The organism is Streptomyces incarnatus (assembly GCF_001027185.1).
GTDB classification, from domain to species: Bacteria; Actinomycetota; Actinomycetes; order Streptomycetales; family Streptomycetaceae; genus Streptomyces; species Streptomyces puniciscabiei.
Map to the genome: position 1 here is coordinate 7,334,398 of NZ_CP011497.1, position 11,879 is coordinate 7,346,276.

An 11,879-nucleotide genomic window follows, 5' to 3' on the forward strand; every position below is an offset into this window, starting at 1 on the left:
GGGGGACACGTCAGCCACCCGGACGAACCCTCCGCTACGCCACACTTGCGGCCGGAACGCCACTCATGGGGCGTGGCGGAGGAGGTTCCTGGTGGTCATTCCGGTCTCTGCGGTCGTGCTGCTCCTGATCCTGGCCGTGATCTTCATTCGCAACTGCTCGCTGAAGATCTCCCACGCCCTGGTCTGCATGCTGCTCGGATTCTTCCTGGCCGGCACGAGCATGGCGCCGACCATCCACAGCGGGCTCATGACGACCGCCGACCTGGTGAGCAGCCTGCGGCCCTGAGGTCAGCCGGCCGAGAAGACTCCGATGCCGTTCGCCACGGGGCGCTCGGCGCCGGTGCTCGGATGGTTGCGGACCGTCACGGCGCTCGCCCCGTCGTCGCGGGCCACCAGTTCCGTCGAGCCGCCGCCGTCGAGGTTGAACGCGTCGGACGCGCCCAGCGAGCGCATGGTGCCGGCCTCCTCCGCGAGCGTCATGCCGGTCCGGTAGGCGGCGGCTCCGTCCAGCGCCAGGATCAGCAACTGCCGCCCGCCGTCCCGGAATCCCACGGCCGTGCGCACCGACGAGGTTTTGTCGTCCAGACCGGGCAGCGCCTCGCCGTGCTCGAGGACCGGGAAGCCGCCGACCGCGAAGGCGTACCGCACCCCCGACGAGGCCGCCACCAGGTCGTGCGTGACCTTCACCGGCTCGCCGACGGAGAGCTTGCGCAGCCGCTGCGCGCCCTCCTCGCGGCCCACCAGGACCGTGGTGTCCGCCGGGATCGCCCCGCTGCCCGGCGTGTCGGAGGCCGAGACCACCCGGCCGCCCCGGACCCTCACCTCGTAGGTGTCGGTGCTGCACGGCGCCGACCGCTGGGCGTCGGTACCGCACACGGCACGCTTCCGGGAGGCGCTGCCCCAGTGTGCGGTGAAGGCGCCCACGGAGTTCTCCGGGAGCGCGTACTGGTTGAGGCCCTTCAATGGGAACGTGCCGTCCGGTGTGTCCACGCCGCCGGTGAGGGAGAGGCGGTCCATCCGGGCCCGCCCGTCGGTGCCCACGCCGAAGACGTCCTGCGTGCTCGTGCCCGGCGGCAGCGCGGGTCCGAACCGCTGGCCGTTCGGTACCGCCGCCTTGAGCGCCTGCCCGCCCGCGATCGCCGGTCCGACGCTCGCCCCGGTGGCGTCCACGCCCGGATGCTGGGTCTCGCTGATGTCGAAGAAGTCACCATTGACCCCCGCGACCGCCCCGGCCGAGTCCGCCATCCCGGAGACGGTGGCCCGGGCCGCCACCGCGCCCGGGTACAGCAGGTCCACGTGGACGTGCGGATCGGCCAGGTCGACGGTGAGCAGATGGGCGTGTGCCGGTCCCGCGGCCGCCCGGACGTCGAACTGCCGGTAGGTGACACCCGGCGCGATGCGTCTGCCGGCCGGTACGGCACCGGCCGGCGCCGCCCCTGCCAGGGCCGCACCGGCCAGCACACCGAACGCCGTGACAACCGTGAGTACCGCTCTGCCCGCTGCCGAACGCCTGCGACGTCTGATCACCGTGCCCCCTGATGGGTCGTCAACTGTCCCTGCCGTACGGGCTGTCGTACGGCGTCAAGGGGCAGTGGACCAGAGGGCGGCGACCGCGGGGCCGACTAGGCGTCGACTACGCGAGAACGGGTGAGAAAACGCACCCCCTCGGGTGCCTCCAGCGAGAAGCCGCTGCCCCGTCCGGGTACCACGTCCACGATCAGCCGGGTGTGGCTCCAGGCCTCGTACTGGCTCCGGGACATCCAGAAGGTGACGGGCTCGGCCACGCCGTCCACCGTCAGCTCCGCCAGCAGCACGTCGGAGCCGCCGGTGCGGAACTCGCCGTCCGGGTAGCACATGGGCGCGCTGCCGTCGCAGCAGCCGCCGGACTGGTGGAACATCAGCGGACCGTGCTCGGCGTGCAGCCGCCGCACCAGGTCCGCTGCCTCGGGGGTGAGTTCGACGCGCGGGGTTTCCTCATCCATGGGTCACCCTCCTGGAGGGCCGGGGCGCGGGACGTCGGGCCCGGCCCAGTCTCACGGATCGTCACCGGCCCGTCCAGCACGCCTCGTCGGCCCCGCCCGGTCGGGTCAGCGGTGGCCGAGCACATTCACCACCCGGCCGTTCGGATCCCGCACGAAGAACCGTCGTACGCCCCACTCCTCGTCCGTGAGCGGATGCACGAGCTCCGCGCCGTGCTCCCGCATCGCCGCGTACGCCGCGTCCACGTCGTCGACCTCGACGCTCAGGTCCGGCGCGACCGGCGCGGTGCGGTCCCCGGTCATCAGGCTGAGCTGCGCGGCCGGGTTCTCGGGGGAGGCCAGGGTCATGATCCAGCCGTGGTTCATGACCTCCTCGAGCCCCAGCACCCCGTAGAACTCCGCGCTCCGCGGCAGCGCGGTCGACTGGACGTTGGGCACGATGCGGCGTACGGGCATCTCGCGGCTCCGCTGCTCGGTCGGCTGGTGCGGGAGACGCCAGGGTAGCCCTGGGGCCGGCTGCGAGGAGCGACCCGTCGCGGACCCAGCGCATCGGCAAGGTCAGCGAAGCGCGCGCCGAAGGGGCGCGGGGCTGTATCGCTGTATCGCTGTGCGGCTCCGCCGCGCGGGTGCGACCAGCCACGACGGCGCCGAGGACGCAGGACGGCGCCGCGGACGCAGGACGGCACAGTGCGGCACGCTCAGCGCGCGACGCTGTCAACGGCGGGTACGCCCTTCGCGGCGCTCCCGGCGCGCCCGGCGGGCCTCGAGCAGGAGGGGCAGCATCGACAGGACGACCACCACGGCGACCAGCGGCAGCAGGTAGTCGTCGACGTGCGGGACGGACGTGCCGAGGCTGTACCCGGCGAGGACGAGCAGCTGCGACCACAGCACCCCGCCCACGGTCTGCCAGAGCGTGAAGGTCCGCACGGGCACCCCGAGGACGCCGGCCACAGGGTGCAGCACCGTCCGCAGCAACGGCACGAACCGGCCGATGACCAGGGCCTTCCGGTAGCCGTACCGGGCCAGCAGCTCCTCGGCCCGGACGGCCGCCGCCTTGACCCGCCGGCTGGAGGTGCGCGCCAGCAGGGCCCGTCCGCCGTGCTGCCCGATCAGGTACCCGACCTGCCCTCCCAGCACCGCCCCCACCGCCGCGCACAGCAGCACCTGCCACAACGCCAGCCGGGGCTCCTGGTGCGCCCCGCCGGCGCACAGCACACCGGCGGGGAACAGCAGGGTGTCTCCGGGCAGGAGGAAGCCGACGACCAGCAGACCGGACTCCGCGAAGATCACCACCAGGACGCCGATCGCGCCGAAGGCGGCCAGCACCGAGGCGCTGTTCATCGGATTGACGGCTATCACCTGGCCGCGCCTCCCGGCCTGCTCGCAGGGCTGCTCGCTCACCAGCATCGCCCGGCCACCGAGAAAACGCGCGCCCCGGTGCCGTCCCGGTCCCAGCCGGTCCGGATGCTCGTCTGGATCTCCGGCCAGGATCACCACCGACTCCAGCTGGGCCGAGCAGCAGGTGGAGCATCAGGCTCAGCGCCGAGGTGATCGTGCCGCTGACGTCGCCCCGCATGCCCTGCCGGTCGTTGATCTTCCCGTACGAGGACAGGCCCGGGCCGGCGGCTTCCTGGCGAAGGACATGGCGCTCGACGACCTGCCGGCCGCCATCCGGGTGGTCATCGCCGGTGACGCTCATCGCTCCCGGTGTCACGCGCCGGCTCATCGCCGACCTCGCCGGATGCGCCCCGCAGACCCCGCCGTCCGTCCACCAGGGGCCCGCTGGCCGGACCGACCTCTTGACCTCGGTAGTCCCAGCCACTAGCTTGCGGTAGCCGATCCATGACTACCGAAAGGAGGCGACCGGCGGATGTACACCTGCTCTGATCTCGGTCGCCTCGCCCAGCGCACGGTCTGGGTTCCGGGTCGGATCGCGCACGGCTGCTGAGCACGCCTTTGTGATGTGCCGCCCGTCCACGGCACATGGGGGACTCCCCGTCACCACCTTCCGGCACGTCGCTGTCGCGTGCCCTTTTGCGCCCGCTTCTCCCACGTGGCGCGTCTGAACACAGAAAGCTGCCTGAAATTGGCGAACATGATGAATCGACCCATCACACACCGGAACGAAGGCCCGTCATGGTAGCGGCGCGGATCACGGTCAATGGGAAAGAAGCACCGATCTCACCGGCTGCGCCCCACACCACAGCGCTGGACTTCCTGCGCGAGCGCGGGCTCACCGGCACCAAGGAGGGCTGCGCCGAGGGCGAATGCGGCGCCTGTTCGATCCTGGTGGCCCGTCCCGGCGTGAACAAGCCCACCGACTGGGTGGCGGTCAACGCCTGCCTGATCCCGGCCGCCGCGCTCGACGGTCAGGAGATCATCACCTCCGAAGGTCTCGCCACCGCCGGCGAACCCGGCACACCGCCCACCTTGCACCCGGTGCAGGAGGAGATGGCGGTCCGCGGCGGCTCCCAATGCGGCTACTGCACGCCGGGATTCGTGTGCAGCATGGCCGCCGAGTACTACCGGCCGGACCGGTGCGCCCATGCGGCCCCGGCCGGCGGCAGCGACGCCGGGCACAGCGCCGAGGCCGAGCACGGCGCCGACACCGAGCACGGTCCGAACGGATTCGATCTGCACGCGCTCAGCGGAAACCTGTGCCGCTGCACCGGGTACCGCCCGATTCGCGACGCCGCGTTCGCCGTCGGTGTGCCCACCGACGAGGACCCGCTGGCGCAGCGCCGTGAGCAGTCCCCGCCGGCCCCCGTCGCCACCGAGTACACCCAGGACGACCAGGCGTTCCTGCGCAAGAGCACCCTGGCCGAGACGCTGCGGCTGCTGCGCGAGCGGCCCGACGCCGTGGTGGTCGCCGGCTCCACCGACTGGGGCGTCGAGGTGAACATCCGCTCACGCCGGGCGGATTGCGTGGTCGCCATCGACCGGCTGCCCGAACTGCGGGAGCTGCGCGTCGACTCCGACCACATCGAGATCGGGGCGGCTCTGACGCTCACCGAGATCGAACGCCGCCTCGACGGCGATGTCCCGCTGCTGGCACAGCTGTTCCCGCAGTTCGCGTCCCGGCTCATCCGCAACAGCGCGACCTTCGGCGGCAACCTGGGTACCGGCTCCCCCATCGGTGACAGCCCGCCCGTGCTGCTCGCGCTGGAGGCATCGGTGGTGCTCGCCGACGCCGACGGTGAGCGTGAGGTCCCGCTGGCGGACTACTTCACCGGCTACCGGCAGAGCGTGCGCCGTCCCGGCGAGCTGATCCGCGCGGTGCGCGTCCCGCTGCCGCTGTCGCCGGTCGTGGCCTTTCACAAGATCGCCAAGCGGCGCTTCGACGACATCTCCAGTGTGGCGGTCGCTTTCGCGCTCGACATCGAGGACGGAGTCGTCCGCAAGGCGCGCATCGGCCTGGGCGGCGTCGCCGCCACCCCGATCCGCGCCCTCGCCACCGAGGCGGCCCTGGAGGGCAGGCCGTGGGCGGTGGAGACCGTCGAGGCCGCGGCCCAGGTGCTGCGGGCCGAGGGCACACCGATGAGCGATCACCGTGCCAGCGCCGACTACCGCTCCGCGATGCTCGGCCAGAGCCTGCTGAAGCTGTACGCGCAGAACACCGAGGCGGTGTCGTCATGAGCCATCTGTCCGAGCGTCCCGAGAAGCCCGTCGTCGGCGTCCCGATGCCGCACGAGAGCGCCAACCTGCACGTCACCGGCACCGCTCTCTACACCGACGACCTGGTCCAGCGCACCAAGGACGTGCTGCACGCCTACCCGGTCCAGGTCATGAAGGCCCACGGGAGGATCACCGCGCTGCGCACCGAGCCCGCGCTCGCCGTGCCCGGTGTGGTCCGTGTGCTGACCGGTGCCGACGTGCCCGGCGTCAACGACGCCGGGATGAAGCACGACGAACCGCTGTTCCCCGACGAGGTCATGTTCCACGGCCACGCGGTCGCCTGGGTGCTCGGCGAGACCCTGGAGGCGGCCCGGCTCGGTGCGGCGGCCGTGGAGGTGGAACTCGACGAACTGCCCTCGCTGATCACGCTGCAGGACGCGATGGCGGCCGGCAGCTATCACGGCGCCCAGCCCGTGATGGTGCACGGCGACGTCGACGCGGGCTTCGCCGACTCCGCGCACGTGTTCACCGGGGAGTTCCAGTTCTCCGGTCAGGAGCACTTCTATCTCGAGACGCACGCGGCGCTGGCCCAGGTCGACGAGAACGGGCAGGTGTTCATCCAGAGCAGCACCCAGCACCCGTCGGAGACCCAGGAGATCGTCTCGCACGTGCTCGGGGTGCCCGCCCACGAGGTGACCGTGCAGTGCCTGCGGATGGGCGGCGGCTTCGGCGGCAAGGAGATGCAGCCGCACGGGTTCGCGGCCGTCGCCGCGCTCGGCGCCAAGCTGACCGGCCGGCCGGTCCGGTTCCGGCTCAACCGGACCCAGGACCTGACCATGTCCGGCAAGCGGCACGGGTTCCACGCCACGTGGAAGATCGGCTTCGACGCCGACGGCCGTATCCAGGCCCTGGACGCCACCCTGACCGCGGACGGCGGCTGGAGCCTGGACCTCTCCGAGCCGGTGCTGGCCCGCGCGCTGTGCCACATCGACAACACCTACTGGATCCCCAACGCGCGCGTCGCGGGCCGCATCGCCAAGACCAACACGGTCTCCAACACCGCCTTCCGCGGCTTCGGCGGCCCCCAGGGCATGCTGGTGATCGAGGACATCCTGGGCCGCTGCGCGCCGCTGCTCGGCCTGGACCCCATGGAGCTGCGGGAGCGCAACTTCTACCAGCCGGGCCAGGGCCAGACGACGCCGTACGGGCAGCCGGTCACCCAGGCCGAGCGGATCTCCACCGTCTGGCGGCAGGTCCAGGACGACGCCGGCATCGCCGACCGCAAGCGCGAGATCGCCGCCTTCAACGCCGCGCACCCGCACACCAAGCGGGCGCTCGCGATCACCGGCATCAAGTTCGGCATCTCGTTCAACCTCACCGCCTTCAACCAGGGCGGCGCGCTGGTGCTGATCTACAAGGACGGCTCGGTCCTGATCAACCACGGCGGCACCGAGATGGGTCAGGGCCTGCACACCAAGATGCTGCAGGTGGCCGCGACCACGCTGGGCATCCCGCTGCACAAGGTGCGGCTGGCCCCCACCCGCACCGACAAGGTGCCCAACACCTCCGCCACCGCCGCCAGTTCCGGGGCGGACCTCAACGGCGGGGCGGTGAAGAACGCCTGCGAGCAGTTGCGCGGGCGGCTGCTGCAGGTGGCCGCCACCCAGCTGGGCGCGAACGCCTCGGACGTCCGCATCACCGAGGGCGTCGCGCGTGCCCTGGGCAGCGACAAGGAGCTGGCCTGGGACGACCTGGTGCGCACCGCGTACTTCCAGCGCGTCCAGCTGTCGGCGTCCGGTTTCTACCGGACCGAGGGGCTGCACTGGGACGCGAAGACGTTCCGGGGCTCGCCGTTCAAGTACTTCGCCCACGGCGCCGCCGCGACCGAGGTGGAGGTGGACGGCTTCACCGGCGCGTACCGCATCCGTCGGGTGGACATCGTGCACGACGTCGGCGACAGCCTGTCCCCGCTGATCGACATCGGTCAGGTCGAGGGCGGTTTCGTGCAGGGCGCGGGCTGGCTGACGCTCGAGGACCTGCGCTGGGACGTCAGTGACGGGCCGCACCGCGGCCGGCTGCTGACGCAGGCCGCGAGCACCTACAAGCTGCCGAGCTTCTCGGAGATGCCCGAGGAGTTCAACGTCACGCTGCTGGAGAACGCCACCGAGGAGGGCGCGGTCTACGGCTCCAAGGCGGTGGGTGAGCCTCCGCTGATGCTGGCGTTCTCGGTGCGCGAGGCGCTGCGGCAGGCCATCGCCGCGTTCGGGCCGAGCGGGGTCAGCGTCGATCTGGCGTCGCCCGCGACGCCGGAGGCGGTGTACTGGGCACTCCAGGAGGCCCGTCGGAGCGATGCCTCGCCCAACGGTCACGCCCGCGCCGGGTTCGCCGCGGGCGGCCACACCGGCAACGGTCACGCCGCGGGCGGCAGGATCCGAACCGACGCCACAGCGCTGAACGGTGCCTGACATGACGTGGATCGCCGCGGTCGCACGGTTGCGGGCACGCCGGGAGCCCGGCGTGCTGGTGACCGTCGCGACCGTGCGCGGTCATGCCCCGCGCGACGCCGGTGCGAAACTCGTCGTGGGGGAGACCGGGACGTGGGGCTCGATCGGCGGCGGCAATGTGGAGGCCGTCGCGATCGATCGGGCCCGGGAGATGATCGCCGTGTCCAAACCTGAGCCGGAGCTGATCGATTTCGCCCTGAACGACAAGGTGACCAACCAGCACGGCGTGCAGTGCTGCGGCGGCACGGTCTCGGTGTTGCTCGAACCGCTGCCGGTGGTACGGGCGGTGGCGATCTTCGGCGTCGGGCACGTCGGGCTGGAACTGGCGCGCATCCTGGCACGTCAGGACCTCGACCTCCATCTGATCGACACGCGCTCCGACGTCCTCACCGAGGAGCGGCTCGAGGTGCTGGCGGACGCGGTGGCGCAGGTGCACGTGCATCACACGCCGCTGCTGCCCGAGGAGGTGCTGGAGGAGCTGCCGCGCGGCACCCACGTCCTGATCATGACCCATGATCACGCCGAGGACGCCGCTCTGTGCGACGCCGCCCTGCGCACCCCCCGTCTCGGCTCCATCGGGCTGATCGGGTCGGCGGCCAAGTGGGTGCGGTTCCGCAAGCTCCTCACCACCGAGGGCGGTCACGACGAGGCCACCGTCGATCGGATCAAGACGCCGATCGGACTGCCCGACATCACCGGCAAGGAACCCGCGACCATCGCCGTGAGCGTCGCCGCCGATCTGCTGCGCACCTTCGAAACCGAGACGAACTGACGCCGCTGTGCGAACCGCGCTCACCGCTGGGTGAGGCCGGCGGAAGGCGCCTGACGGCGGACAGCCAGTCAGGCGCCCCTTCCCGGGCGTCTAGAAGAAGCCCAGCTTCTTCGGGGAGTACGACACGAGGAGGTTCTTCGTCTGCTGGTAGTGCTCCAGCATCATCTTGTGCGTCTCGCGGCCGATCCCGGACTGCTTGTAGCCGCCGAAGGCCGCGTGCGCGGGGTAGGCGTGGTAGCAGTTGGTCCACACCCGGCCCGCCTGGATGGCGCGGCCCGCGCGGTAGGCGGTGTTGGCGTCGCGGGTCCACACGCCCGCGCCGAGGCCGTACAGCGTGTCGTTGGCGATCTTGATGGCGTCGTCGAAGTCGTCGAAGGAGGCCACCGAGACGACCGGGCCGAAGATCTCCTCCTGGAAGATCCGCATCCGGTTGTCGCCCTCGAAGATGGTCGGCTGCACGTAGTAGCCGCCCTTGAGCTCGCCGTCGTACTCGACGCGCTCCCCGCCGGTGAGGACCTTCGCGCCCTCCTGCCGGCCGATGTCCAGGTAGGAGAGGATCTTCTCCAGCTGGTCGTTGGAGGCCTGGGCGCCGATCATCGTGTCGGTGTCGAGCGGATGGCCCGGCTTGATCCGCCGGGTGCGTTCCACGGCCGCTTGCAGGAACTCCGCGTAGTGGCCGCGCTGGATCAGCGCCCGCGACGGGCACGTGCACACCTCGCCCTGGTTGAGCGCGAACATGGTGAAGCCCTCGAGCGCCTTGTCGCGGAAGTCGTCGTCGTGCGCCCACACGTCGTCGAAGAAGATGTTGGGCGACTTGCCGCCGAGTTCCAGGGTGACGGGCTTGATGTTCTCGGAGGCGTACTGCATGATCAGCCGCCCGGTCGTGGTCTCCCCGGTGAACGCCACCTTCGCCACGCGCGGGCTGGACGCCAGCGGCTTGCCCGCCTCCACGCCGAAGCCGTTGACGATGTTCAGCACACCGGGCGGCAGCAGGTCCGCGATCAGGCCCACCCAGTAGTGGATGGAGGCCGGTGTCTGCTCGGCCGGCTTCAGGACGACCGCGTTGCCCGCGGCGAGCGCAGGCGCGAGCTTCCATGCCGCCATCAGGATCGGGAAGTTCCACGGGATGATCTGCGCCACGACGCCGAGCGGCTCGTGGAAGTGGTACGCCACCGTGTCGTTGTCGATCTCCCCGAGCGACCCCTCCTGCGCCCGGATCACGCCCGCGAAGTAACGGAAGTGGTCGATCGCCAGCGGGATGTCGGCCGCCAGCGTCTCGCGGACCGGCTTGCCGTTCTCCCAGCTCTCGGCCACCGCCAGGGGCTCCAGGTGGGCCGCCATGCGGTCGGCGATCTTCAGCAGGATGTCGCTGCGCTCCGCCACCGGCGTACGGCCCCACGCCGGCGCGGCCGCGTGCGCCGCGTCCAGCGCCCGCTCGACGTCCTCCGCGGTACCCCGCGCGATCTCGGTGAACGGCTGCCCGTTGACCGGCGACGGATTCTCGAAGTACTGCCCGCGCAGCGGCGGCACGTACTCGCCGCCGATGAAGTGGTCGTAGCGCGCCTGGTAGGAGACGATCGCGCCTTCGGTGCCCGGCGCCGCGTAACGAGTCATGCTGGTCTGCCTCCCGGTGCAGCGCTGCCCGCCGTTGGGCAGCTCTCGGGCGCGAGGCTAGGCGGGCGGACGTTGCAACCACGTTGCGCCGCGGCTCCGCCCCGGTGGCCGGCCGGCCGGTGCCGTCAGCTCGGCCTCCAGCGCGGCGAGCCGGGCCCGCACCGGCGCCGTGGGCCGCACCGCGGCCAGCGCCCGCCACACCTGAAGGTCGTCCTCGCCCCACGGCGCGTGCGCCCAGTCCGCCAGCAGGTCCGGATCGCGGTGTGCGACGAGCGCCGTCCGCAGCTCGTCGGCGAGACGGTCCCGCAGTCGTACGATCGCCGGCGCCTGCGAACCGGGCAGCAGCGGCCCGGTGTACGCCTCCGCCGCCGCCGTGACCGACCCCGCCCTGAGCCGTCGCTCCACCACGGTGACGTCCGACTCGACCGCGACCGTCAGCCGGTACGGCCGCGAGCCGAGCAGACCGGGACCCAACAGCCTGCGCAGCCGGGCGAGTTCCGCTCGCAGGGTCACCGGCGTCACCGACTCCTCCGCGTACAGCGCGCACAGCAGCTCGTCACCGCTCAGCCCCTCGGGATGCCGGGCCAGCAGCACGAGGATCTCGCTGTGCCGGCGGCTGAGCCGGATCCGGCTGCCGTCCAGGACGAACTCGGCCTCGTCCCGGCCCAGCGCGCCGAGCAGCGGCGTGTCCACCGCGCTCCCCGGCGGATCGAGCAGCGCGAGCTGCGTCTCCGCCGCCCGCGCCACCGCCTGCACGAACCCGAGACTGTGCGGATGCGCCAGCCCGTCGCCGCCGGTGATGTCCACGGCGCCCAGGACCCGTCCGGTGCGCGGATCGTGCACCGGTGCCGCCGCACACGTCCACGGCTGGACCCGCCGTATGAAGTGCTCCGCGGCGAACACCTGCACCGGCCGGTCCACGGCGACCGCGGTCCCCGGCGCGTTGGTGCCGACCGCGCTCTCCGACCAGCGTGCCCCTGGCACGAAGTTCATCCCGTCCGCCCGGCGCCGGGTCGCCGGGTGCCCCTCGACCCACAGCAGCCTGCCGTGCGCGTCGCACACCGCCAGCAGATGCTCGCCGTCGGCGGCGAACGTGCCGAGCAGCTCCCGGAACAGCGGCATCACCCTGGCCAGCGGGTGCTCCGCCCGGTACGCGCCGAGGTCACCGTCGGTCAGCTCCACACCGGCGGTGCCGTCCGGGCGGACACCGGCCCGCGCGCTGCGCCGCCATGACTCGGCCACCACCGACCGCACCGGACGCGGCACCGTGCCCACCGTGGTGAACGTCTCGTGCGCCCGGCGCAGCACACGGACCCGCTCGGCGGGGTCGGCCCCCGGCTCCAGGGCCACCCACGGATCGGTCAACTCGGCCTCCCCGGACGGTGAAACAGTGAC

General features: G+C 71.9%; 10 protein-coding genes and 1 pseudogene. 5 read left to right on the top strand and 6 right to left on the bottom strand.

Annotated elements, in window-relative coordinates:
- The first annotated feature begins 91 nt into the window (after positions 1-91).
- Complete coding sequence (locus tag ABB07_RS33300) at positions 92-286, top strand: hypothetical protein (protein ID WP_055708577.1); 195 nt, start codon at positions 92-94, stop codon at positions 284-286.
- A 2-nt stretch (positions 287-288) separates the two neighbouring features.
- Here the strand turns inward: ABB07_RS33300 and ABB07_RS33305 are convergent, their stop codons facing one another.
- The 4 genes from ABB07_RS33305 to ABB07_RS33320 form a co-directional block, all read right to left on the bottom strand.
- On the bottom strand, positions 289-1,527 hold the full coding sequence (locus tag ABB07_RS33305) for a phosphodiester glycosidase family protein (RefSeq protein ID WP_208902192.1): 1,239 nt from the start codon (positions 1,525-1,527) through the stop codon (positions 289-291).
- Positions 1,528-1,622: 95 nt separating this feature from the next.
- Positions 1,623-1,982 (bottom strand): DUF779 domain-containing protein, encoded by a 360-nt coding sequence (locus tag ABB07_RS33310; RefSeq protein ID WP_208902193.1) that lies wholly within the window; start codon positions 1,980-1,982, stop codon positions 1,623-1,625.
- Between the two features lie 105 nt (positions 1,983-2,087).
- Positions 2,088-2,435: a VOC family protein gene (locus tag ABB07_RS33315; protein WP_208902194.1), complete on the bottom strand. Its 348-nt coding sequence runs from the start codon at positions 2,433-2,435 to the stop codon at positions 2,088-2,090.
- Positions 2,436-2,693: 258 nt separating this feature from the next.
- On the bottom strand, positions 2,694-3,338 hold the full coding sequence (locus ABB07_RS33320; protein WP_208903718.1) for a DedA family protein: 645 nt from the start codon (positions 3,336-3,338) through the stop codon (positions 2,694-2,696).
- A gap of 241 nt (positions 3,339-3,579) precedes the next feature.
- Between ABB07_RS33320 and ABB07_RS41125 the strand changes: the two are divergent.
- The 4 genes and pseudogenes from ABB07_RS41125 to xdhC all read left to right on the top strand — a co-directional run.
- Positions 3,580-3,742 (top strand): annotated as a pseudogene (locus ABB07_RS41125) (DNA-binding response regulator); the annotation flags it as partial.
- A 373-nt stretch (positions 3,743-4,115) separates the two neighbouring features.
- The gene (locus tag ABB07_RS33325) at positions 4,116-5,615 is read left to right on the top strand and encodes a xanthine dehydrogenase small subunit (protein WP_208902195.1); all 1,500 of its coding nucleotides are present in this window, start codon (positions 4,116-4,118) and stop codon (positions 5,613-5,615) included.
- Positions 5,612-8,059: a xanthine dehydrogenase molybdopterin binding subunit gene (xdhB, locus tag ABB07_RS33330; RefSeq protein ID WP_208902196.1), complete on the top strand. Its 2,448-nt coding sequence runs from the start codon at positions 5,612-5,614 to the stop codon at positions 8,057-8,059. Before ABB07_RS33325 ends, xdhB begins: the two co-directional genes overlap by 4 nt.
- Position 8,060: 1 nt before the next feature.
- Positions 8,061-8,870: a xanthine dehydrogenase accessory protein XdhC gene (gene xdhC / locus ABB07_RS33335; RefSeq protein ID WP_208902197.1), complete on the top strand. Its 810-nt coding sequence runs from the start codon at positions 8,061-8,063 to the stop codon at positions 8,868-8,870.
- Between the two features lie 90 nt (positions 8,871-8,960).
- Here the strand turns inward: xdhC and adh are convergent, their stop codons facing one another.
- Positions 8,961-10,484, bottom strand: a complete 1,524-nt coding sequence (gene adh, locus ABB07_RS33340) for an aldehyde dehydrogenase (RefSeq protein ID WP_208902198.1) — start codon at positions 10,482-10,484, stop codon at positions 8,961-8,963.
- A gap of 57 nt (positions 10,485-10,541) precedes the next feature.
- Positions 10,542-11,849 (bottom strand): GAF domain-containing protein, encoded by a 1,308-nt coding sequence (locus tag ABB07_RS33345; protein WP_208902199.1) that lies wholly within the window; start codon positions 11,847-11,849, stop codon positions 10,542-10,544.
- Positions 11,850-11,879: the final 30 nt, after the last annotated feature.

What these genes read in the sequence shown, in the direction of transcription:
- ABB07_RS33310 (WP_208902193.1), bottom strand. Translation starts at nt 1,982, where the DNA reads ATGGATGAGGAAACCCCGCGCGTCGAACTCACCCCCGAGGCAGCGGAC.
- ABB07_RS33315 (WP_208902194.1), bottom strand. Translation starts at nt 2,435, where the DNA reads ATGCCCGTACGCCGCATCGTGCCCAACGTCCAGTCGACCGCGCTGCCG.
- ABB07_RS33325 (WP_208902195.1), top strand. Translation starts at nt 4,116, where the DNA reads ATGGTAGCGGCGCGGATCACGGTCAATGGGAAAGAAGCACCGATCTCA.
- xdhB (WP_208902196.1), top strand. Translation starts at nt 5,612, where the DNA reads ATGAGCCATCTGTCCGAGCGTCCCGAGAAGCCCGTCGTCGGCGTCCCG.
- xdhC (WP_208902197.1), top strand. Translation starts at nt 8,061, where the DNA reads ATGACGTGGATCGCCGCGGTCGCACGGTTGCGGGCACGCCGGGAGCCC.
- adh (WP_208902198.1), bottom strand. Translation starts at nt 10,484, where the DNA reads ATGACTCGTTACGCGGCGCCGGGCACCGAAGGCGCGATCGTCTCCTAC.